At 71.6% G+C, this 21,717-nt stretch carries 19 protein-coding genes; 12 read left to right on the forward strand and 7 right to left on the reverse strand.

The annotated features are described in order from the left end of the window. Positions 1-218 precede the first annotated feature (218 nt). On the reverse strand, positions 219-632 hold the full coding sequence (locus tag ACH4SP_RS09030; RefSeq protein WP_398412075.1) for a hypothetical protein: 414 nt from the start codon (positions 630-632) through the stop codon (positions 219-221). A gap of 286 nt (positions 633-918) precedes the next feature. Between ACH4SP_RS09030 and ACH4SP_RS09035 the strand changes: the two genes are divergently transcribed. Then, positions 919-1,749 (forward strand): hypothetical protein, encoded by an 831-nt coding sequence (locus tag ACH4SP_RS09035; protein ID WP_398412078.1) that lies wholly within the window; start codon positions 919-921, stop codon positions 1,747-1,749. A 27-nt stretch (positions 1,750-1,776) separates the two neighbouring features. Here the strand turns inward: ACH4SP_RS09035 and ACH4SP_RS09040 are convergent, their stop codons facing one another. Then, positions 1,777-2,097 (reverse strand): DUF6401 family natural product biosynthesis protein, encoded by a 321-nt coding sequence (locus ACH4SP_RS09040; protein ID WP_398412080.1) that lies wholly within the window; start codon positions 2,095-2,097, stop codon positions 1,777-1,779. Between the two features lie 151 nt (positions 2,098-2,248). On the opposite strand from ACH4SP_RS09040, the gene ACH4SP_RS09045 reads away from it, so the two are divergent. After that, a complete protein-coding gene (locus ACH4SP_RS09045; protein WP_398412082.1) occupies positions 2,249-2,779 on the forward strand; it encodes a DUF1203 domain-containing protein in 531 nt (176 codons plus the stop codon). Between the two features lie 8 nt (positions 2,780-2,787). Here ACH4SP_RS09045 and ACH4SP_RS09050 read toward each other — a convergent pair whose 3' ends face one another. The 4 genes from ACH4SP_RS09050 to ACH4SP_RS09065 form a co-directional block, all read right to left on the reverse strand. Beyond that, positions 2,788-3,438: a histone deacetylase gene (locus ACH4SP_RS09050; RefSeq protein WP_398412084.1), complete on the reverse strand. Its 651-nt coding sequence runs from the start codon at positions 3,436-3,438 to the stop codon at positions 2,788-2,790. Positions 3,439-3,440: 2 nt separating this feature from the next. Then, positions 3,441-4,670, reverse strand: a complete 1,230-nt coding sequence (locus ACH4SP_RS09055; RefSeq protein ID WP_398412086.1) for a GDSL-type esterase/lipase family protein — start codon at positions 4,668-4,670, stop codon at positions 3,441-3,443. Further along, the gene (locus ACH4SP_RS09060; protein WP_398412089.1) at positions 4,667-5,254 is read right to left on the reverse strand and encodes a TetR/AcrR family transcriptional regulator; all 588 of its coding nucleotides are present in this window, start codon (positions 5,252-5,254) and stop codon (positions 4,667-4,669) included. Before ACH4SP_RS09060 ends, ACH4SP_RS09055 begins: the two co-directional genes overlap by 4 nt. A gap of 120 nt (positions 5,255-5,374) precedes the next feature. Continuing rightward, positions 5,375-6,331 carry a helix-turn-helix transcriptional regulator gene (locus tag ACH4SP_RS09065; RefSeq protein WP_398412091.1) on the reverse strand — a complete coding sequence of 319 codons (957 nt, stop codon included), beginning with the start codon at positions 6,329-6,331 and terminating at the stop codon, positions 5,375-5,377. A 62-nt stretch (positions 6,332-6,393) separates the two neighbouring features. On the opposite strand from ACH4SP_RS09065, the gene ACH4SP_RS09070 reads away from it, so the two are divergent. The 5 genes from ACH4SP_RS09070 (at position 6,394) to ACH4SP_RS09090 (ending at position 13,788) form a co-directional block, all read left to right on the forward strand. Further along, the gene (locus ACH4SP_RS09070) at positions 6,394-7,017 is read left to right on the forward strand and encodes a TIGR03086 family metal-binding protein (RefSeq protein WP_398412093.1); all 624 of its coding nucleotides are present in this window, start codon (positions 6,394-6,396) and stop codon (positions 7,015-7,017) included. 141 nt (positions 7,018-7,158) lie between these two features. Beyond that, complete coding sequence (locus ACH4SP_RS09075) at positions 7,159-8,460, forward strand: serine hydrolase domain-containing protein (protein ID WP_398412095.1); 1,302 nt, start codon at positions 7,159-7,161, stop codon at positions 8,458-8,460. A 164-nt stretch (positions 8,461-8,624) separates the two neighbouring features. Beyond that, positions 8,625-11,480 (forward strand): M4 family metallopeptidase, encoded by a 2,856-nt coding sequence (locus tag ACH4SP_RS09080; RefSeq protein ID WP_398412096.1) that lies wholly within the window; start codon positions 8,625-8,627, stop codon positions 11,478-11,480. Between the two features lie 93 nt (positions 11,481-11,573). Beyond that, entirely contained in the window at positions 11,574-12,581 is a 1,008-nt protein-coding gene (locus ACH4SP_RS09085) for an SMP-30/gluconolactonase/LRE family protein (protein WP_398412098.1), read from the forward strand. Positions 12,582-12,798: 217 nt separating this feature from the next. Continuing rightward, positions 12,799-13,788, forward strand: coding sequence for a GNAT family N-acetyltransferase (locus tag ACH4SP_RS09090; protein ID WP_398412101.1), 990 nt, complete (start codon positions 12,799-12,801; stop codon positions 13,786-13,788). A gap of 95 nt (positions 13,789-13,883) precedes the next feature. On the opposite strand, the gene ACH4SP_RS09095 is transcribed toward ACH4SP_RS09090, so the two are convergent. After that, a complete protein-coding gene (locus ACH4SP_RS09095) occupies positions 13,884-14,582 on the reverse strand; it encodes a TNT domain-containing protein (RefSeq protein WP_398412104.1) in 699 nt (232 codons plus the stop codon). 372 nt (positions 14,583-14,954) lie between these two features. Here ACH4SP_RS09095 and ACH4SP_RS09100 point away from each other — a divergent pair, with 372 nt between their 5' ends. From ACH4SP_RS09100 to ACH4SP_RS09120, 5 genes are read left to right on the forward strand one after another with little or no spacing between them, the layout of a single operon-like run. Further along, a complete protein-coding gene (locus ACH4SP_RS09100) occupies positions 14,955-16,784 on the forward strand; it encodes a GMC oxidoreductase (RefSeq protein WP_398412107.1) in 1,830 nt (609 codons plus the stop codon). Next, complete coding sequence (locus tag ACH4SP_RS09105) at positions 16,765-17,454, forward strand: hypothetical protein (protein WP_398412109.1); 690 nt, start codon at positions 16,765-16,767, stop codon at positions 17,452-17,454. Before ACH4SP_RS09100 ends, ACH4SP_RS09105 begins: the two co-directional genes overlap by 20 nt. Continuing rightward, positions 17,451-19,451: a GMC oxidoreductase gene (locus ACH4SP_RS09110; protein ID WP_398412111.1), complete on the forward strand. Its 2,001-nt coding sequence runs from the start codon at positions 17,451-17,453 to the stop codon at positions 19,449-19,451. Before ACH4SP_RS09105 ends, ACH4SP_RS09110 begins: the two co-directional genes overlap by 4 nt. Then, positions 19,448-20,695: a ferritin-like protein gene (locus ACH4SP_RS09115; protein ID WP_398412113.1), complete on the forward strand. Its 1,248-nt coding sequence runs from the start codon at positions 19,448-19,450 to the stop codon at positions 20,693-20,695. Before ACH4SP_RS09110 ends, ACH4SP_RS09115 begins: the two co-directional genes overlap by 4 nt. Further along, on the forward strand, positions 20,692-21,645 hold the full coding sequence (locus ACH4SP_RS09120; protein WP_398412115.1) for a hypothetical protein: 954 nt from the start codon (positions 20,692-20,694) through the stop codon (positions 21,643-21,645). The genes ACH4SP_RS09115 and ACH4SP_RS09120 overlap by 4 nt, the downstream gene beginning before the upstream one ends. The last annotated feature ends 72 nt before the right edge of the window (positions 21,646-21,717 follow it).

Raw genomic sequence — 21,717 nt, forward strand, 5'->3', positions numbered from 1 at the left:
TTTTATTCGGTCCACGGGCGGGCGGTGGCGGGCCGGGGGGGCGGGTGGGGCGGGTGAACCCGCGACCCGGCGGCGGGCCCCGCGGGGGGGGGGGTTGTGGGGGGGGGGGGGTGGGGGCGGGGGGGAGGGGGGGCGCCGCGCCGTGCACCTGCCCGGCGCACGGCGCGGACCGATCGTCAGCTCCGGACCGTCGGTTCCGGATGGTGAGCGCGGAACCGTCAGTTCCGGCCGGCCGCCGCACGGCGGCGCACCACCAGGACGGCGCCGACCGCACCCGCCGCGAGCAGCGCCGTGCCGCCCACGATCTCGGTGGTTCCGCCGCCGCCCTGGGAACCGCCCATTCCGGCCCGCACCGGCCCGGTGACCGCGGGGTCCGTGGAGTTGCAGAAGCGCTGGGCGGTGGACGCGGTCATGTTGGCCTCGTCCTCGGCGTTCTTCTTGTCCTCGGGCGACGCGTTCGGGTCCTTGCTCACCGTGTCGAAGTTCCGCTGCGCGATCTCCGCGTCGTCCAGCGCCTTCTGGCAGCTCGCCGACACGGCCTGCGCATGCGGCGCGGACAGGGTCAGCACGGCACCGGCGAGAGCGAGACCCGTGAGGGCGCGCAGGGAACGTATGGAACGCGTGGAACGCATGGCAAACCTCCGTCGAGCACGCGGCCTCGTTGCTCCGTTGCCCCGAGTGACTGCTCTGCGGGAACCGCGCCTCTATCACCACTAGTGCGACGTGCGGTGCGTCCCGTACCGCGAACACGCCGGAGTTCCCCCGACCGGCCCAGGAGGCCCGGAGGGGGGTCCGCCCCCTGGTCATCACCCGTTCGGCGGTGTCCTGGCGGTGGCCGCAGGCGCCCGCGGCGGGGCGCTGATAGGCACGGATCAGAGAAGTACGCGGAGAAGTAACGCGTCGAAGGAAGGTCTGATCGTGCTCTCAGCCCAGATTCCAGCCCAGCTCCCGCTCCCTGCGGACACCGCGCTCGCGGTGGAGTTCCAGCAGGGGCTCTCCGACGCCTGGTCCAAGGTCGCCCAGTTCGTGCCGAAGCTCGCCGGCTTCCTGGTGATCCTCGTGATCGGCTGGTTCGTCTCGAAGCTGATCGCCAGGGTGCTCGACCGGGTCCTGCGCAAGGTCGGTTTCGAGCGGCTCAGCGAACGGGCCGGGTCCGCCAAGATTTTCGACAACTCCAAGTACGACGCGACCTCACTGGTGTGCAAGGTCGTGTACTACGCGCTGCTGCTGGTCACCCTGCAGCTGGCGTTCGGCGTGTTCGGGCCCAACCCGGTCAGCGGGATGATCGACGGGATCGTCGCCTGGCTCCCGAGGGCACTGATCGCCCTCGTCCTGGTGGTGGTGGCGATGGCCATCGCCAACGCCGTGCGCGGCATCGTCTCCGGCGTGCTGTCGGCGGCCTCGTACGGGCCGATGGTGGCCAGGCTGGTGTGGGCGGTCATCGTCGCACTCGGCGTGATCGCGGCCCTCGGCCAGGTCGGCATCGCGACCACCGTGACCCAGCCCGTCCTGATCGCTGCGCTGGCCGCCGTCGCGGGCATCCTGATCGTGGGTGTCGGCGGGGCGATGATCCAGCCGATGCGCGGACGCATCGAGCGCTGGATGGACACGGCGGAGGCCGAGACCGGCCGGATGCGGGCCAAGGACCCCGCCGCCGACGCTTCCCACGAGGGCGCCTACCGGGCGGGCCGCGAGGACGCGGTGCGCAACCAGCCCGTCACGAACCCGGAGCGCGTCGACCCCATGTGACGTGCGACGTGCGGTGACGCGGCCGGGTCAGCCGCTGCGCGGACCGACGAAGTGGTGGCGCCGTACGAGCCAGGTCAGTGCGGTCAGCCGGCACACCGCGTAGTCGTACGCGACCGGCTCCCGCCACCCCGTCTCCGCCAGCCCGTCGGTGAACCCGAGGGCGTAGTCGACGAGCGCGGCCCGGTCAGGGGCGGGCGGCTCCAGTCCGGAGCTGCTCGCCCCGAGGCGTGCGCGGATCTCGGCCACGTGCTGGTCGACCGCGGCGGCGAAGCCGGGCTCGAAGGCGAACTCGGCGAAGCGCTGCTCGAAGCCGGAGCACACCTTGGTGAGGACACAGGACATGGACATGGTCCGTACGCTAAGGGGTCCACCGGGCGGCCTTGACCGGATCGCCCGGATTGCGGCACATCTCACGTGCGCCGCCCGCTGTTGCGCACGTGGCGAGCGCGGTGTCCGATTTCCGCCAGCGTGCCGGCTTCCGGCGGCCGACGCTGGGGACATGACCACCACCTACACACCGCTGCCCGTCCCCCCTGCCGCCCTCAAGGAACTGCGCGCCGTCGACGACGCGGGCCGCCCTCCGCAGCCGTTCACCGCGCGCGAGGACGGGGTGCCCCTGGACTGCGTGGGCAGCCCGCTGCGCTGCTGTCTGCGGGCCGTCGAGGCCGGTGAGCGGGTGGCCCTCGTGTCGTACGCTCCGCTGCGCCGCTGGGCGGCGGAGACGGGCGCCGAGCCCGGGGCCTACGAGGAGACGGGGCCCGTGTTCATCCACGCCGAACCGTGCGGGGAGCCGGGGGAGTCGCGGCATCTGCGGGAGTACCCCTTCGCGCGGCCCGGCGCGCTGCGCACGATCCGCCGGTACGACGCGGCGGGGCGCATCGTGGGCGGTCGCCTCTTCGAGATCCCCCAGGACGCGCGGGCCGGCTTCGACGGGGCCTTCGACGAGGCGTTCGCCGACCCGGCCGTGGCGCTGGTGCACGTGCGGGCGGTGGAGTACGGCTGCTTCCAGTACGAGGTCAGGCGGCCGTAGCCGACTCGTCAGGACTCGCGCAGGAGTTCCGCGACCTCCCGCACGCTCCATGCGCCGGCCGCTCCCGGGCACCCCGCCACGTAGGCGGCGAGGGTCTCCGCCGACCAGGCGCCGGTCTCCGTGAGCCCCGCGCAGATGTGCCGGAGGTACGCGGCGGACGGCCTGTTCCACGCCACGTCGTCGACGCCCCACGGCGCGGTGAAGGTGAGGAGCGGGTGGCCGCGCAGGGTCCCCGGGCAGACGAGCGTCTCGTACCTGCCGGGACCCAGCACGGCCCGGCCGTCGCGCACGGCGCCGGACAGATCGAGGTCGGGCCCGCCCGGCCGCCGGTACATCTCCTGCGCGGCGATGTCGCAGAACTGCTGCTCGGTCACGAGGTACGCCCGGGCCAGCACCCGCCCCGCGGCGGCCGGGTCGAAGAAGGCCCGGCCGCCGGTCCACAGCGCGGACTCGGTGGCGAAGTAGAGCACGCCGTCGAGCTCGACCGGCACCGATTCGGCGGGCGGCCGGGGGTCGCGGCAGCCAGGGTTGCTGAGGGCGGCCCCCGGCGGCCGCCCGCCCGCGAGGTAGTACGACAGCCGCCGCGCATGCGTGTTGGAGCCGTACGAGGTGTACCAGACGAGCCGGGGGGACCGGCCGTCACCGGCGGGCGGCCGCACGGCTACCGGACCGGCGTGCCGTCGGCCGCGACGTCGGCCGCCAACGCTCCGTCGGCCGCGCCCGCTCCGAACGCTCCGTCCGCGCCGAACGCCAGCTCGGCGAAGCGCGTGCCGATGCGCCGGTGGGCGGCGGCGTCCGGGTGGAGCTGGTCGGGCAGCGGCAGTTCGGCGAAGTCCTGCTTGCCGTAGAGCTCGCGGCCGTCGAGGTAGTACAGGTGCGGGTCGTCGGCGGCGCGCTGGGCGACGATGCGCGACAGCTCGGCCCGTACGACATTGAGCGTCAGCTTCCCGGCGGCCACCTCGGCAGGGTCACCCGCGGCCTTGAACCGGAGCAGACCCTCGCCGAGGGTACTGGGGTCGAGGGCGCTGGGGCCCGGGGTGTCCTCGTGGATGGGACAGCAGACCGGCGAGACGACCAGCAGCGGTGCGGTGGGGTGGCCCTCGCGGATCGTGTCGAGGAAGCCGTGCACCGCGGGGCCCAGCGCGCGCAGCCGCATCAGGTCGGAGTTGACCAGGTTGATGCCGAGCTTGACGCTGATCACGTCGGCGGGGGCGTCCCGGATGGCGCGCGCGGTGAACGGGTCGAGCAGCGCGCTGCCGCCGAAGCCGAGGTTGACCAGTTCCACGCCACCGGCGGAGGCGGCCAGCGCGGGCCAAGTGGTGCTGGGACTCGCGGAGTTGGAGCCGTGGCTGATCGAGCTGCCGTGGTGCAGCCACACCTTGCGGCTCTCCGGCACGACAGCGGGCTCGACGGCTGCGTCCGTGTGCAGCGCGACCAGTTCGGTGATCTCGTTGTACGGCAGCCAGATCTCGACGTCCTTGATCCGGTCGGGCAGGCCCTCGAAGCGCACGGTGCCGACCGGGCCCGGCAGGGTCTCGCTGGTTCCGGTGGCCATGTCCACCATCAGTACGTTGCCGCCGGTGGTGGCGGCCTGCCCGGCCAGCTCGCCGTCGACGAGCAGGTCGTACATGCCGTCCGGGCGGGGCGGGGCGCCCTGGTACGCGTTCTTGGTACGGAGGGTGTCCAGGGCGACGGCGGTGGCCCGGGTGCGGAAGGCCAGCCGGACGCCGGAGGGCTGGGCCTCGGCCATGGCGAGCTGGCCGTCCGGGATCTGCTTGCGCGCGCGGGCGGGCAGCCGGTGCGGCAGCACGCCGTGCTCGGTCTGCTCCAGGTCCAGTGCGCCGCGCAGGAGTTCGGCGGTTATGGGGGTGGTGAGGGAGGTGGTGATCACTGTTCTTGTTCCTGTTTCTCGGTCGGCCAGTTCCGCAGCAGCGCGTCCAGCGCGTCCAGGCTGCGCGTCCAGGACTCCTGTGAGTCCGGGGCGCTGTGGCTGAACCCGCCGGCCATCTCCAGGCTCACGTAGCCGTGGAAGACGCTGCCGATGAGGCGGACCGCATGGGTCTGGTCCGGTTCCGTCAGGTCGTAGCCGCGCAGGATCGCCCGTGTCATCTGCGAGTGCCGGACACCGGCGCTCGCGGCGGCCGTCTGCGGGTCGAGCCGGAACTGGGTCGCGGCGTAGCGGCCGGGGTGTTCCCGGGCGTAGTCGCGGTACACGTCGGCGAAGGCGGTCAGGGCGTCCTTGCCGGCCCGCCCGGCGAGCGCGGCGGCGCAGCGGTCGGCGAGTTCCTCCAGGGCGAGCAGGGCGATCCTGGTCCTGAGATCCTGGGAGTTCTTGAGGTGCGAGTACAGGCTCGCGACCTTGACCTCGAACCGCCTGGCGATCTCCGAGACGGTCACCTGCTCGAAGCCGACCTCGTCGGCCAGCTCGGCCCCCGCCTGGGTCAGGCGTTCCACGGTCAGTTTTTCGCGAGCCATAACCAACCTCCCTTTCGACTGCACCTATTATGCATTCGCCTAATACATTTAGGCAAATCTGTTCGGTCGGACGGAGTCAATCAGGCAGCCGGTCAGCCGGAGTCGGTCGGACGGTGCTGGTCAGGCGGAGTCCGGCGGTCCGTAGACACCGGCCAGCTCGACCGCCAGACGGGCCAGCCGCTCCCTCGCCTCCGGCGGGTCCAGCACCTCGACGCGCGCCCCCAGCACGGCAAGCTGCGCCGCGACGACCTCCGCCGTCGGCCCGGCGACCCGTACCTCCGTCCAGCCGTCGGGCCGCACGGAACCGAACCGCACCCGCCCGCCGAACAGCAGCTCAAGCCGCCCCACGGCGCCCGGCTCGACCCGGGCCCGTACGGTCGCCGCGTGCATCCGGTCCTCCATCCGCGCGGCCAGGGAACGCCAGACCGTGGGGAGGTCGAAGCCGTCCGGCCGTACGACGGGCTCGCCGGTCGCCACGACCGAGGTGACGCGGTCGAGCCGGAAGGTCCGCAGACCGCGCTCGGTGTCGGCGACGAGGTAGTCGTGACCGGCCTTGGCCGCGAGTCCGAGCGGATGGACCGTCCGTACGCCATCGGGCTTGCCTGGCGCCGCGTACCCGAGCCGCACCTGCGTCCCGTCCAGCACGGCCCGCCGGAGCGCGGCGAGCTGGGGCTCGGCGGCCGTGGCGTCGGCGCGCGACCAGTCCGTGCCGTCGACGAAGCCCGCCTGCGAAGCGGCCTCGGCGCCCGAGCGCAGCGGCGCGGGCAGGGCACGCACCAACTTCCGCAGTGCCGTGCGGAGTTCGGGCGTGGTCGACGAAGGGCCCGCGAACAGGAACAGCGCCCGGATCTCCTCGGCCGTGAGCCCGGTGAGGTCGGTACGGGCGCCGCCCACCAGTGACCAGCCGCCGCCGCGCCCGCGCTGCGAGTACACGGGGATGCCCGCGGCGGACAGGGACTCCAGGTCGCGGCGCGCGGTCCGCTCGGACACTTCGAGCTCGGCCGCGACCTCGGCCACGGTCACGCGGGTGCGGGTCTGGAGGAACAACAGGGTGGCCACCAGGCGATCGGCTCTCATGCGGATCATTCTCTTCGGGAAAGTGGCCAGAAGATGGCCTGTTTGGCTTCCAGGATGAGGTCATGACTCACACCGGGAACAACGCACAGTCCACTTCCGCCCTCGATGCCACCGCCGCCACCGACGACCCTCGCCAGGGTCTGCTGAAGGCGGTCGCCCTGGCCGGACGTACCGTCGCCGCGGTCCGGCCCGAGCAGCTCGACGGGCCCACGCCCTGCACCGAATTCACCGTCAGGCGGCTGGCCGGGCATCTCGTCGCCGTCCTGCGCCGGATCGCACTCGCCGGGCGCGGCGGCGACGTGGCGACCCTCCCCACGGTCGCCGAAGACATCGCGGACAGTGAGTGGCAGGAGGCGTGGGACGCCGCCGTGCGTGAGGTCGAGGCCGCGTGGGCGGATCCCGCGGTCCTGGGCCGGACGCTGAACCTGCCGTTCGGCAGCCTTCCCGGTGCCGCCGCGGCAGCGGTCTGGACCTCGGAATTCACCGTGCACACCTGGGACGTGGCCACCGCCACCGGTCAACTCCCGGACTGGGACCCCGAGATCGTGGCGATCTCGTACGCCGCCATGCGGCGCGGGCTGCCCGCAGGGCCGCGCGAGGGCGCGCCGTTCGGGGCCGCGGTGGACGTCGACGCGGACGCGCCGGCCATCGACCGGCTGGTGGCGTGGTGCGGACGCAAGCCGTAGCCCTCAAGTCGTAGGCCCCGGGCCGTAGTTCCGGCGATCGGTCCAGCGATCCATCCGAGGATCAACCCTCCCGCCCGTCTTCCGCGTCACTCGAAGCACAGGGGCAGGTTCCGCCCCACTCGGTGACCTGGAGGACATCCCATGACGCAGCGGGCCGCCCGTTCCGCCACCATCGGCCTGGCACTCGCCCTGGCCACGGCCCTGGGGGCGGCCACGCTCGCCCCGTCCGCCCACGCGGCACAGTCGGCGCAGTCGGCGCACGACGGACGGGGCGAGGGCCACGCGGCCACCCGGACCGCACTGCGCGATCTCGTCGAGAAGGGCGGGCTGCCCGGCGTCGCGGCAACCACCCTTGACAGGAAGGGGAGTTGGTTCGATTCGTACGGATACGCGGACACTGCCACGGGCCGCGACCGTACGGCCGACGACCGCTTCCGTGGCGCCAGCATCACCAAGACCCTCATCGCGACCGTCCTGCTCCAGCTGGAGGCGGAGGGGAGGCTGGACCTGGACGACACCGTCGAGACCTGGCTGCCAGGACTGGTCCGGGGCAACGGCTACGACGGCTCCACCATCACCCTCCGTCAACTCCTCAACCACACCAGCGGTCTCCCCAATCACACCGAGGACAAGGCCTTCATCCACAACGCCGCGGGGCCCGGCTTCCCGGAGCACAGATACGACACCCACACGCCGGAGGAGCTCGTCGCCGTTGCCCTGAAGCTGCCGCCGCCGCCCGACCCCAAGCAGACGCCGTACTACTCCAACACCAACTTCGTGATCGCCGGGATGGTGATCGAGAAGGCGACGGGCCGCTCGTACGCACAGGAGGTCACCCGGCGCGTCCTCGGGCCGCTGAAGCTGCGCGGCACGTCCTTCCCCGGTACGTCGCCGAAGATGCCGGACCCGCACCCCGTCGGCTACTCCCGGCTCCACCAGGAAGCCCCCGACGCCCCGATCCACGACGCCACCGAACAGAACATGACCTGGCTGGGTGCCTCGGGCGATGTCATTTCCACGACCGGTGACCTCAACCGGTTCCAACGCGCCCTGATGCGCGGCCAGTTGCTGCCCCGCGCGCAGATGAAGGAGCTGCTCGAAGAGGTCCCGGCGCCGGACGGGACCGGGTTCGGGCTCGGGGTCGAATTCGCCACGCTCTCGTGCGGCGTCAAGGTGGTGGGGAAGAGCGGCCGGGCCAACGGTTCCCTGTCGGGGATGGTCGGCACTCCGGACGGCAAGCACCAGCTGACGTTCAACGCCAACGGCGACTGGCTGCGGGACGGAATGCTCTACGTCAATGTGATCGAGGCGGAGTTCTGCGGCAAGATCCCGGCCCCGGCCACCTCCTCGGCCCCCGCCCCGACCCCCGCCACCTCCTCGGTCCCCGCCCAGACCGCGCCTTCGACGGCCGGAAGTCGACTCCTGGCACCCGCGCCCCATTGATGCGGCGGCGCATCACCGTTTCGATGTCCCCTGCCGACTGGTGAGCTGCCAACGGCACACCGAGTGAGGGGAGTTGGGAGACGATGCGTCACCCTGGAAGATCCGGAGACCGCAGCGGCGGTCGAAGAACGCGGAGCAACGGGATATCGGGTGCGGCGGCGCTGATGGGCGTCGCCGCACTCGTTCTGTCGGCGGTGCCCGCCTCCGCCGCTCCGGCGACGGGATTCGGTGGATCCGGTCCCGGTGAGGTGGTCCCGGGCCAGGACACCCGGACGCCCGCCCTGGTGCAGGGCATCCGTGAGGCCGTCCCCGCCACCGGCAGCGCGGCCGGAGCAGCCCGCACCCACCTGGCGGGGAAGCAGGACCGCTACCGGATCGCGAACGCCGAGCGGGACCTCGTACCGGCGGGAACGACCGCCGCGGGCGGTCAGGAGACCGTCCGGCTGCAGCAGCGGCACCGGGGGCTGCCCGTGCTCGGCGGGCAGTACGTCGTCCGCATGGAGCACAAGGGCGGGCAGCGGGTCGTCACCGGCACCTCGGGCAAGTACTTCACCGAACTGCGCACCGGAACGACCCCGCAGGTCGGTGAGGCGCTCGCCGTCGAGCGTGCCGTCGACGCGGTCCTCAGCGGACTCGAAGCACAGCACTTCACCGGCAGGACGGGCAAGGCGCAGCCGCCGCGAGAGACGGACGAGAGCGCGCCGCCGCTCACCGGCACCGCCCGCGGGCTCGTCGTCCTGCCCAACGGGCCGGGCGTCCTCACCCAGCATGTGACCGTGCGCGGCACCGATCCGGCCAGCGGCACACCCGTACTGCGCGAGGTCTACATCGACGCCGGGGCCGGATATCCGGTCTTCCAGTACAGCGGTATCAAGACGTTCGCCGGAGAGCGTACGGGCACTGGAGGACGTACGGGCACCGGAGGACGTACGGGCGCCGGAGAGCGTACGGACACCGGCGCCGAGCCCGCCCGCGCCGCCGCCGTCGCCGAGAAGGGCACCGGCAGCAGGCTCGACGGCAAGCCCGTCGCCCTCGATGTCGAACTCGACGAGGGCCGCGGCCGCCACGTGCTGCGCGACCGCACCCGCATCCCCCAGGACGAAGACGGAAACGTGCACTCCCTGTCCACCTGGGACGCACGCGGCAAGGGGGCGAGCGAGGTGTCCGGCCGCTGGCCCGACGACCTCCTGGAGTTCAGCTCACCGACCGCCGACTTCGGCCAGGAGGCCACCGACGCGGGCGCCGTCGACGCGCACTGGGGAGCCGCCCGGGTCCACGACTACTTCCGCGACAAGCACGGCCGCAACAGCCTCGACGGCCGCGGCATGACCATCAACTCCCTCGTGGGCGTCAACAGTTACGGCATGCCGTACGTCAACGCCTTCTGGGACGGCCAGAAGATGGTGTACGGAATCGGCGACGAGGAGTACCTCCCGCTCTCCGCCGGCCTCGACGTCGTCGGCCACGAGATGACGCACGCCGTGGTCGAGACTTCCGCGAACCTCGTCTACGCGGGCCAGTCCGGCGCCGTGAACGAGGCCGTCGCCGACTACTTCGGCAACGCGATCGAGACCGCAGCGCACGGCGTCCCGGACACCGACCCGGACTCGGGCCTGATCGGCGAGCGGCTCTGCCGCACCAAGACCCCGCGCGAGTGCGCGCTGCGCGACCTGGGCGACGGGCGGACCACGGCGGGCTCGTTCGTCGGCGTCGGCTTCGCGGGCGACAACGGCGGCGTCCACCTCAACTCGACCATCTTCGGCGGCGCCCTCTGGGACGCCCGCGGGGAACTGGGCGGCGCACTCACCGACAAGGTCGTCTACAAGGCGCTCACCCAGTACCTCACCCCGCTCGACGGCTTCACCGAGGGCCGGGCTGCGGTGCTCGCCGCCGCGAAGGACCTCAAGGTCGGGGCCGCCGCACAGCAGGCCCTCGCCCGCGCCTTCACCGCACACGGCATCGTCCCCGGCTGGGAACAGGCGCTCGGCCTGGACTCCGAGAAGCTCTTCGGCCGGATCAACACCACCGACACCAACCTCGGTGCGGGCGGCGGCTGGTGGGCCGCTGCCAAGTCCAACGAGGCGGGCTCGGAACCGTACTCGGTGTGGGCCGGACGCGCCGACGGCAAGGGCCAGACGCAGCTGATGAGCCCCAACGACGGCCGCTACCACGTGAATCCGGCCACCGACGGCAAGACCGTCGTGTGGCAGGCGGTCGGCCCTCTCCGTACGGAGATCCTGGCCAGGCCGCTCGCGGGCGGACCGGTCAGGAAGCTGTGGGAGGGCCGGGCCACGGGCAGCGGGATCGGCATCGACGGTGACGTCGTGACCTTCGCCTACTACAACCACGGCGGGCGCCAGGGCGTCGCCTACCTCAGCCTGAAGGACCCGACGAAGATCGTGCGGTTCGGCGGCGGCACGTACCACCGCGCCTACGCCCCTTCGGTGAGCCACGGCAAGGTCGCCTACCAGTCGAAGGAACGGGTGGCGCTGCGGGCCGGGGAACCGGTGAGCGCCGCCGTGTACGAGTGGACCACCCGGGTCGTCGACGTCGCGAGCGGTGAGAACAAGGCGATCCAGACGGCCCCCGACAGCACCCGCCTCGGCCCGACGGCGATCAACGGCACCCACGTCTTCTGGCTCCTCGACGAAGGCCTCGCGGAGGGGAAGACCGCGCTGCGCCGGGCCGCGCTCGACGGTTCTGGTGTGGTCGACCTCAGCCCGCAGACCGGTCCCGAGGCGCTCAACGCCTACGACCTGACGGTTTCCGAGGACACCGTGACGGTCGGCGGGTACGTCGCCGACACCGTGATCAGCAATGAATCGACCGCCAAACTCCACCAGTTCGCGGCGGGCGGCGACCCGCAGGCCCCGGCCACCCGCAAGGGCCGGGTCTCCTGCAACCGCGGCGAGCAGGCGTCGGCCGCCGCGGTGGCGGGCAGCCGGGTGGTCTGGCTGGACGCCACGACAGGCACCCCCGACGTGGTGACCCGCGCCCGCCCGAGAGGCCGCTGCGCCTGACCGTACGGAAGAACCGGCGGGGGCCGTCACACCGGCGGCCCCCGCCTCACCTCACCTCACCCCGTCACCCCCAACCGACCAGGACGGACACACATGAAGCCCAGGCTGTCCCGTACCTCGAAGCCCGCCCGTCCCTCTCGTCCCTCCCGCTCCTTCCGAGCGCGCAGCGTCCTGCCCGCAGCCGTACTGGCCGTCGCCGCCGGGCTGTTCGCGCCCGCCGCCGCCCACGCGGCACCGGCCTGCGAGGCCACGGATCCGGCACCGCCCCGCCAGGTCGCGCACCTGCCCGACTGGGTCGAGTCGATCGCCGTCGACGAGCGGGGCCGGATGTTCGCCACCGCCTACTTCTCCGGCCGCGTCTACCGCATCGACGCACCGGGCAGTGCGCCCGTCGCCCTCACCGGGAACATCGGGGCCAACGGCGGGGTCGTCGTCCGCCCCGACGGCCAACTCCTCGTCGGCACCGGCAACGACCTCGTGCACTCGACCACCGGGGGGCTGTTCCCGAGGTCGAAACTCCTGCAGGTGGACCCGGATTCCGGTCGGGTCAGCACGTACGCCTCGGGTCTCGGCGGGATCGACGGCGTCGCCCTCGCGCCCGACGGCACCGTCTACACCACGACCCTGGGCGGCCGGAACATAGGCCGCGTCACTCCGGACGGACGGGTCGACCCCGCCTGGGCCAAGGTGTCGCAGCCCAACGGCATAGCCGTGTCCTCGGACGGCAGACAGGTCTACGTCATCCAGACCACCGTCGCCCCCGGTCTGTACCGGATCCGCGCCGACGACCCGGCACACCCGCAGCGCTGGATCTCCACGCCCCTCGCGGACGTCCTCGCCCTGCCCGACGGACTCGTGCTCGACGGCCGGGGCCGCCCGCTGATCACCACGCACGCGGCGGGCCGGATCTGGCGGGTTGAAGGAGAGCGCCTCTGCACCGTGCAGTCGGGCCTGCCCCTCTCCACCCAGGTGACCTACGGCCGCGGGGAGCACGGCTTCTCGGCGGGCAGGCTCTACCGGTCGGGCGTGGACGGACGGATCTACGAGGTCCCCGCGGGTGCCGAAGGAAACCTGTTGCTCCTTGAACGGGTGATGTACTAGCTTCGCTCCCGCCGGCCGCGGGGCCGGTGGTCCCGCACGGACCCGTAGCAACTCCAACGCAGAAGGGAGGCCGCGATGTTCACCGCGAACCCGGCGCTTCAGATCGGCCGAACCACCCCCGTACGTACGCGGGTTGGCTGAACCACCCCCGTACCTACGCGGGTTGGCTGAGCCACTCCCGATCTGCTCGCGCCTCCTTCACCATCCTGGAGACGCCTTGATTCACCGTTCCATCGTCGAGTCCGATCTCGACCGCTTTCTGCCGCTCCTCGTGGCGGACCCGGCCAGCACGCTGACGGCCGACCTCTACCGGGCCAAGCTCGCCGACGGCCAGTACCGCCCCGAGTGGACCTGGATCGCCGAAGACCCGTCGGGTGTTCCCTCGGGCGGTGTGCCGCTCGCGGTCGCCGTCTGGTGGGGCAACCGGGGCGAGCCCACGCCCGGTGCGCTCGACGCCGTGTACGTCCACGAATCCGTCGGTTCCCCCGCTCAACGCACCGCGCTCGCAGCCGAGTTGCTCACCTCCGCACACGCGGCGTACGCACGGGACGGAGCTGCCGTCCCGCCGGCGTTCCACATCTTCCTGCCCGGGGACTGGCGCGAGCGGCCCGATGTGGTCGCGGCGCTGGAGTGGCGGCGGGAGGTCGCACGGCACGCCGGGCTCCCCAGGAGCCTGGAGCGGCTGCGTTACGAATGGACGCCGGCGGCCGGGGTCTCCGCGCCGACGTCGGGCCCGCCGCTGTCGGGGCGGTTGCGGTTCAGTGCCGAGCCCGATGACGAGGTCTTCGTCGACCTGTTCCGGCGGGTGCTGGAGGACACGCTCGACGCGACGACCCGGCGCGCGGCCGAGCAGGTCGGCACCGCCCAACAGGCCCGCGCGGACGTGGAGTTCTACCGGGACCACATGCTGGGCGACCGGTCCTGGTGGCGGGTCGCCAGGACGCCCGAGGGCGAGGCCGTCGGCTTCGGCCTGCCCTCGCGGAACAACGGCGGACCCGTGGTCGGCTACCTCGGCGTGCTCCCCGAGCACAGGGGCCGCGGCTACGTGGACGAGATCCTGGCCGAGATCACCAGGATCCTGGTCGCGGAGACCGACCCGGCACACATCCGCTCCGACACCGACCTGACGAACACCCCGACGGCCGCCGCCATGGAACGCGCCGGGTACCGCAACTTCGCCCGCCGACTGGTGCTGTCCGCCGACTAGGGCCCGTCCGGCGGGTCAGGTCGTACCGCGGAGTGACCTCCTCCTGGGGCTGTCCCACTGGACGGCCCCAGGAGGAGGGGCGTGTGGTGGTGCGGTCACCGGGTCGCGCAGGCCTTGGGATCCGCCTGCAGCGCCAGGTACTTGCTGTCCTTCGCGAGGTCCTCGACCCGGGTCCTGGCCGGGCGGGAGGGATCGGCCGGGTCGTACGCCAGGTGGTACTGGGCCGAACCGCCCGGCTGCTCGAACGCGGCGGCGACGGGCCCGTAGTCGGCGGTGAACCCCGAAGTCACCTTGTAGCAGTAGTAGTTGTGCGGCGGGCCGCCCTGTGGCGTGTTCAGTGCGTCCGGTGGCAGCGAGCGGGAGGCGAAGGAGCCGCCGGCCGGGCTGAGGTAGCGGCCGGAGGGCGGCCCGAAGCGGTCCAGGAACGTCCCGGGCTTCAGCACGCGCGGCTTCTTCAGCGGATAGTCCTCGCCGTTGACCCGGTGTACGAGGAACCCGTCGAAGGGCGGGTACTTCCAGCGGAACTTCGAACCCTGCAGGTACGAGTGGGCCTTGAGGAACGCCTTGTCCTTGAGCTTGGGACCCAGCGGGTCGTACCCCTTCACGAGCGCCGCGACGGGCCGGTCCTTCGGCAGTTCGGCGGGGCCCAGCCGGATGTTGTCGCAGAGGTACGGGGCGCCGGGCGGGGGAGCCGTCTCGCACTTCGCCGCCGGTCCCGCCACCGGAGCGGCGGCCGGCAGCGGAATGCTCATGGCGGTGGCACATGCCCACGACATCAGGACGTTCAGTTGCATTGGTGAACCTCTTCCCTGGGAGCACCGCCGGGCGGAAGAAGGGGGGTTGGCGCCTCGGCGCAGTCATGGCTGCTCGGTGCGTGGCGGGTCCATGCATCACGTACGGGGGAATGAGCGCTGTTCATCCGTCCGAAGATTCACCCTGTGTGGTGAATTTCCGGGCTCCTGGAGCCATTTCGCGCATGAGCGGAAAATCGTTCCATCGCGCTCCCCGGTGGGCAGGATCTGCATGTACACGTCTCAACCAAGCGTTTCCGCTTTGCTGCCCGGTGTTTGTGCATATGCCGATGTGTGGCAGACAGCCTCCACTCGGCATCCGTGGCAACTGCAGCAGCCGGGTACGCCCTTCGCCCACTTCGAGGAGGCATGCGCGTGACTGGAAGAGAGTCCGACGCGGATCCCGACCCGTGCACCGAGCCCGACGATCACGATTCCGGCTCCCAGGCGGACCAGGAGCCCCCGTCAGGACCCGTCGTCGCGGACGGCTCGACGATGCTCGACATCGACGACGCCCCCTTCGCGACGGGTCCGCCGCTCCCCGCCGACCGCGACCCGGTCGCCACGTACTACTGCAAGACGCTGAAGAAGGTCGCCCACAAGCCGTACGACGTCGTGATCGTCGGCGGCGGGGCCGTCGGAGCCGCCGTCCTCGACCGGCTGATGGAGAACAACCGGGGCGGGGCGCTCAAGGTGCTGCTCCTGGAGAAGGGCGGCTTCCTGCTGCCCGAGCACGTGCAGAACCTGCATCCGCGCTACCAGCGGCTGATGATGGACGCCGTGGCCAAGCCGTGGCGCGCGGAGAACACCGGAGGCCGCAGCTTCGACCTCGCCCCGCAGATCCCCTACCTCGGCGGGCGCGCACAGTTCTGGAGCACCTGGATCCCCAGGCCGACGCGGCTCCAGATGCCGGGCTGGCCCGCCGCGGTGGTGGACGGCCTGACGCCGTACTGGGAGCCGGCCAGGAAGTACCTCGGGGCGGTCCTGCCGCACGACATGGGTGTGCAGTTCGGCGGCCTCCAGCCGAAGCTGGTGGGGCGGCTCAGGAAGTGGCTCGACGCCAAGGTCTTCAACGACACGATCCAAGAGCCCGGATACGAGGTCGAGTTGGCGTCCCGGGCGACCACCTCCAGCCTCGGCTTCCGCAAGTTCAGCCCCGTACCGCTGCTGATCGAGGCCACCCAGCGGTATCCGCACCACGTCGACATCGTCACCGGGTGCGAGGTGCAGGAGATCCGGCACGTCAGCGAGACGCCCGGGGCCGGCGGCGGCGCCAAGCTGCACCGGGCCACCGAACTCTCCACCACCCAGGGCCTGTTGGCCCTCGGGAAGAACACCAAGGTCGTGCTGGCCAACGGAGTCGTCGAACCCACAGGACTCCTGCAGAACTCCTTCGCCGGAGTCCTCCCGGACTTCGCGGGCACCAACCTCGGCGGCCACGTCGCTTCCTGGTTCTCGGCACGGGTGCCGCGCGCGGCGTGGGCGGCGGACCTGGGGGGCGTCAGGGGACTCCAGATCGGCTGTCTCTATCTGCGCGGCGAGCTCACGGTGCAGCAGAAGAAGCGGGACTTCCACATCCATCTGATGGCCGCCTCCAACCCCGAGCCCGCCGAGTCCGTCCCCGACCTCTACCGGCTCATCCCGGACTCCTTCGACCAGGAGTTCCTGCAGCAGCTCGCCGACGCGGACCACATCGGCTTCATGGTCCACACCCTCGGCGAATGGCGCAGCGACCCCAAGGACATGAAGGGCAGCAGGGTGTACGTCGACCGTGACACGACCGTGCTCCGCTTCGCGCCCTCCCCGACCGACCTGGAGCTGCGGGCCGGTATGGACGCGGAGGCGCAGAAGGTCGTCACGGACATCCTCGGCAGGGAGTGCGAGGACATCGAGTACTGGCACCCGGCGGGCCCCGGCGGACCCGGCCACTGGGAGAAGAAGGTGCCGCCCGCGCGCATGAAGGACGCGCTGGTCCACGAGTCCGGCACGCTCTGGACCGGTACCGACCCCGCGAATTCGGTGACTGACCTGAACTGCCGGCTGCACACCGTCAGCAACGTGTACATCGGCGGTGCGGCCACCTTCCCCACCTCGGGGTCCTGGAATCCGACCCTGACCGCCGTCGCCCTCGCGCAGCGGCTGGCCGACCACCTGCTCCCGCCGCGACAGCAGAAGGGAGGCGCTGATGTCGACAAGCAAGCCTGAGGCGGCCGCGGTCGAGGCCCCGCTCACGCGCTTCGTACGGCTCTGCGTCCCGCTCACCGGCTTCGGTGCGTACGACCTGCACGGCACCGGCATGGCACAGCTCTACCTGGACACCGCGCGCCGTGAAGTCGGCGCCAAGCACTTCGCCGACTTCCTCGACGTGTGGGAGGAGTTGCTGCGGACCGGCCAAGGGCCTGTGCAACTCCCGGCACTGGAGCGGGAGTTGGGTCGTGCACTGGTGTACCTCTGGTACACCGGCGCCTGGCCCAGGCTCGCGCCCGCCGTCCACGCGGAACTGCGCCGCGAACGCCCCAACGCCGAATCCATGGCCTCGCCCACCAGCTATCCCGAGGGCCTGGTCTGGCGGTCCTTCGGCGGACACCCCGCCGGGGCGAAGCCGCCGGGCTTCGGGACGTGGGCGGACGACCCGCCGGTCCTGCCGGCCGAGGCGGAGATCGCCCGCGAGGTCCTGGCCTCCTCGGCCGCGTACGACCCGGCCGACTACGGGCCGTCCGACGCCGTCGCCCAGGAAGTGCCCGGACACCTGCTGCCGGGTGCCCGCACGTCGCGTTCCGTCCCTCCGTCGGCGGTGCCGTTCGCCGCCCCGCACCCCGAGCCCGTACGAGAAGAGCCCGTACGAGAAGAAGGAGAGCAGGTGAGCGACCGATGACCGTCAAGACCACCGGAGCCGCCGTCGACGGGCGGCGGTACGACGCCATCGTCGTCGGCAGCGGCTGGACGGGGAGTCTGCTCGCCCGGCACCTCGGCAAACAGAACTGGCGGGTGCTGGTCCTGGAGGCGGGCAACGGCGGCACCGACACCTGGGAGGGCTTCCAGGACACCGTCCGCACCTTCTCGGGCGCCGTCGCCAAGGTGCCCAACTCCGCCTACCGCCGCAACGTCGCCGCCCCCTTCCCCGACGTCCTCGACCTGAGCCCCGACCGGGAGACCGGCCGCTACCTGGCCACCGGGCACTTCAAGCAGACCGGCCCCTTCCCGTACGGCACGGACTACATCCGGGCGCTCGGCGGGGCCGCGATGCACTGGCTGGGCGCGGTGCCGCGGATGTTCCCCGAGGACTACGCGACGAAGAGCACGTACCACTACGGCCTCGACTGGCCGGTCACGGCGAAGGAACTGGAGGGCCACCTCCGCGAGGCGGAACGGCTCATCGGCACCGCGGGGAACGCCTGCGCACAGCACGAGCTCGGAGTCGTACCGGACGCCGACTACCAGTACCCGATGGAGGAGATCCCGCCGAGCTACCAGGACGAGCGGTTCCGGGGGCTCCTCGACGGCAAGGAGTACCGGGACAAGGTCGCCAAGGAGCAGGCGTACGAGCTGAAGGTCTACGGGCTGCCGCAGGGCCGCAACAGCACGCCCAACCCGCTGTACGACGACGGCAGCGGCAAGCCGTACCGGCCGCGCGGCGCCGTCGGCATCCCCAACTTCGGGGAGCGCTGCGTCGGCAACGCGAGCTGCACGCCCATCTGCCCCGTACAGGCCAAGTCCTCGCCGCTGCGCCTCCAGCAGGACTTCACCGACTCGGTGCACGTGGCGACGCGGTGCGTGGTCAGCCGGGTGCTGCCGGGGCGCGGCGACAGCGTACGAGGGGTGGAGTTCCGGGAGTACGGGGACCCGGCGACGCCCGCCAGCCAGGCTTACACGGTCGAGGCGGACATCGTCGTGCTGGCCGCGCACGCCGTCGAGAACGCGGTGCTGCTGCTCGCCTCCGGGCTCGCCAACAGCAGCGGCTACGTGGGCTGCCACCTGATGGACCACCCGACCCTGCTGTCCTGGGCGGAAATGCCCGCGAACGACCCGATCGGGGCCTTCCGCGGGCCCGGGCACACCTCGGGCCTGGAGTGCTTCAGGACCGGACCCGGCCGGCTCGCCCGCGCGCCGTTCCGCATCGAGATCAGCAACTGGGGGTGGGGCTGGGCCACCGGAGCCCCGCTCAGCAGCGTCGGCCGGATGCTCGGCCTCGGCGGCGACGCCAACGGCGAGGTCAGGCCCGACGGGTACTTCGGGCCGAAGCTGCGGCACTCCCTCGGCGACCAGATCAACCGGCAGGTGCAGCTCCAGATCGCCGTCGAGCAGCACGCGGTGGCCACCAACCGGGTGACCATCGACCCCCGTACGCACCGGGACGGCATGGGCAATCCGCGCCCCGTCATCCACTACGACCTCGACAAACGGGTCATGGACGGGCTGTACGCCGCCCGCCGGGCCGCCGAGCAGATCTTCAAGTGGCTCGGTGCGAAGGACCACACCGAGCTCGGGCCGCAGCAGGACGGCACGAAGCCCGTGGGCCACTTCAAGCACCGGCCGGACGAGACGTTCGAACCCCTGGACCTCGGCTACCACGGCGCGGGACACGGTGCGGGCACCCACGTCATGGGCGCCCGCAGGACGACCTCAGTGGTCGACGCCGACCAGCGCACCCACGACCACCCGAACCTCTTCGCCGTCGGCTGCGGAAGCATGCCGTCCATCGGCACCAGCAACCCCACCCTCACCATGGCCGCGCTCGCCCTGCGCAGCGCCGAACGCATCCACCGGGACCTGGCGGAGCTGCACCAGCCGGTGACCGTGGCAGGACCGCGCGGGCCTGCCACGGTCACCTCCGCGGCAGGCCTCCACAGCACGGACGAGGTGACGCCGTGAGCACCGTGTACGAGCTGGCGAAGACCGACTTCGCCCCGCCGAAGACCGTCGAAGAACTCCGCACCTATCTCCAAGCGGCCCTGGAGATCGAGCACTTGACGATCCCCGTGTACCTCACGGGCCTGTACTCGATTGTGCCGGGGACGAACGCGTACGGCTGCGAGGTGATCCGGGGCGTCGTCCTGGAGGAGATGCTCCACCTCACCCTGGCGGCCAACCTGCTCAACGCGGTGGGCGGCACCCCCGACCTCTCGCACGTCGTACGGAGCTACCCGGCGCGGCTGCCGTTCGCCGCCCCGAGCCTGCCGCTGATCAAGCTCAGGCACTACTCGCCCGAGGCCCTGAAGACCTTCATGCGCATCGAGCTGCCCCGCTCGCTGGTGCCGCCCGACCCGCACGCGCAGGACCGGACCTGGACCTCCATCGGGCAGTTCTACGCGGCCGTCCGCACCGGCCTGGACACCCTGGAGAAGGCGGCCCGCGAGCAGAACAGGACCATCTTCACCGGCCCGGCCGGCCACCAGCTCGGCCCGGCGGACTTCTACAACTCCGGCGGTGAGGTGTTCCCCGTCACCGGCCTGGGGAGCGCGCTGCTGGCCGTCGACGTCATCAGTGAACAGGGCGAGGGCAGCCAGGACACCATCTGGGACAGCGACGACAAGATCTTCGGCGAGGAGCGGCAGGTCGCCCACTACTTCCGCTTCAAGGAGATCCACGAGGGGCGGCGGTACGGCAAGCACGACCTGCCGCGCTCCGCACCGAGCGGACCGCTGCTCGACATCACCTGGGACGACGCGTACCCGATCGACCCGGAGGCGAAGCTGGCCGACTACGCGGGGAACCCCGAACTCCACCGGCAGGCGGCGAAGTTCAACAAGCGCTACGCCTTCATGATGGCCCTGCTGGAAGTCGCCTTCCACGGCAGCCCCAGGCTGATGCACGAGGCCGTACCGCAGATGCTCGCACTGCGCGACGAGTCGCAGCGGCTCTACCGCAACCCGCACCCCAAGGCCGACCTGGCGGCCAAGGGCCTGCACGCCGCACCGACGTACGAACTGGACGCGAAGCTCTTCGCGGAGGCGCGGGCCGAAGCGGCCCGACGGGTCCGGACGCAGGCGCAGTCGGCCACCGTCCCCGCCCAGTCCGCCCACTCCTCGTCCACTCACTCCTCCTCCGCCAAGGACTCTCCCAAGGATTCCGCCAAGGATTCCGCCAAGGACTCGCCCAAGGAGCAGCGCGCATGAGCAGCACCGTCAACGACGCCTCCCTGCCCGCCGCCGTCGAGGGCAGCAGCCTGCCGTTCTTCTACGGCACGTTCACCAACATCGGCTTCGACTACCTCCTGCCCGCGGACAAGGTCCAGGCCCTGCTCAGGGCGTCCAGCGGCGGCGAACAGCTGTCGGCGGGAATCTTCGAGGACGGCAAGGCACTGGTCTCCCTCAACTACCAGCAGTACTTCGCCCAGTTCGCGAGGGGGTCGGGCATCACGCAGGAGATCGAGCTGAACATCGTCGCCTTCCCGACGAAGGACGCCTCCCTCACCCCGAAGCTGACGTACCGCCAGTACGCGATGGGCGAGGACCAGACGCGCCGTCTCGGCTTCTGGCGCACCCACGTCGACTGCGACAACGACAACGCCATCAAGGCGGGAAAGGACCTGTTCGCCGAGCCCAAGCACAAGGCGGGCTTCGCGATCGTGCTGCCCGTGCCCAACGCGACGACCCCGGCGGCCGCCCCGCCGGACGAGGCGAAGCGGCGCGCGGATGCGGTGGACGTCTGGCACGTCGACTGCGGGGTCTTCGGCAGGGCGAACCCGGACGGCACGTACCCGGAGGCCGAGCGCTACTACACCGTCGACGCCAATCTGCGGGGGCTGACCGCGCAGCCGGTCAGCGCGGCCCCGTTCACCGAGTACGGATCCCGCAAGGTCAAGGTCAAGGAGGTGACGGTGGCGAAGCCGCTGGCCGCCCCGCTGAACGTCTTCTCGCCGTACACCTGGTACGACCTGAGCGGGGCCACCGGCAAGGTGAAGGTCACCCTCGGCAAGGCCCCCCATCAGGACGGCGCGCGCTCGAAGGAGTTCGTCGAGCTCCTCAAGGGCCGGGAACCGGTCGGCGCCTGGGTCCACCAGTCGCCGCCGGTGGCGGTGCAGAACCGCCCGTACTGGATGCACGCGGACCCCGCCCGGAGCTGACACCGGTAGGGTGCCCGATTTCACCCGGGTGCCCGTGAATGACTCCCCACGGACACCCCCGATTGCTGGGTG

Origin of the sequence: Streptomyces sp. NPDC021093, assembly GCF_044333135.1 — a bacterium.
Taxonomy (GTDB): domain Bacteria; phylum Actinomycetota; class Actinomycetes; order Streptomycetales; family Streptomycetaceae; genus Streptomyces.

Excerpts from the sequence above, each read along its gene's own strand:
- ACH4SP_RS09105 (WP_398412109.1), top strand. The coding sequence starts at position 16,765 with ATGTCGACAAGCAAGCCTGAGGCGGCCGCGGTCGAGGCCCCGCTCACG.
- ACH4SP_RS09045 (WP_398412082.1), top strand. The coding sequence starts at position 2,249 with ATGACCACCACCTACACACCGCTGCCCGTCCCCCCTGCCGCCCTCAAG.
- ACH4SP_RS09075 (WP_398412095.1), top strand. The coding sequence starts at position 7,159 with ATGACGCAGCGGGCCGCCCGTTCCGCCACCATCGGCCTGGCACTCGCC.
- ACH4SP_RS09110 (WP_398412111.1), top strand. The coding sequence starts at position 17,451 with ATGACCGTCAAGACCACCGGAGCCGCCGTCGACGGGCGGCGGTACGAC.
- ACH4SP_RS09120 (WP_398412115.1), top strand. The coding sequence starts at position 20,692 with ATGAGCAGCACCGTCAACGACGCCTCCCTGCCCGCCGCCGTCGAGGGC.
- ACH4SP_RS09095 (WP_398412104.1), bottom strand. The coding sequence starts at position 14,582 with ATGCAACTGAACGTCCTGATGTCGTGGGCATGTGCCACCGCCATGAGC.
- ACH4SP_RS09040 (WP_398412080.1), bottom strand. The coding sequence starts at position 2,097 with ATGTCCATGTCCTGTGTCCTCACCAAGGTGTGCTCCGGCTTCGAGCAG.
- ACH4SP_RS09070 (WP_398412093.1), top strand. The coding sequence starts at position 6,394 with ATGACTCACACCGGGAACAACGCACAGTCCACTTCCGCCCTCGATGCC.
- ACH4SP_RS09080 (WP_398412096.1), top strand. The coding sequence starts at position 8,625 with ATGGGCGTCGCCGCACTCGTTCTGTCGGCGGTGCCCGCCTCCGCCGCT.
- ACH4SP_RS09085 (WP_398412098.1), top strand. The coding sequence starts at position 11,574 with ATGAAGCCCAGGCTGTCCCGTACCTCGAAGCCCGCCCGTCCCTCTCGT.
- ACH4SP_RS09065 (WP_398412091.1), bottom strand. The coding sequence starts at position 6,331 with ATGAGAGCCGATCGCCTGGTGGCCACCCTGTTGTTCCTCCAGACCCGC.
- ACH4SP_RS09060 (WP_398412089.1), bottom strand. The coding sequence starts at position 5,254 with ATGGCTCGCGAAAAACTGACCGTGGAACGCCTGACCCAGGCGGGGGCC.
- ACH4SP_RS09030 (WP_398412075.1), bottom strand. The coding sequence starts at position 632 with ATGCGTTCCACGCGTTCCATACGTTCCCTGCGCGCCCTCACGGGTCTC.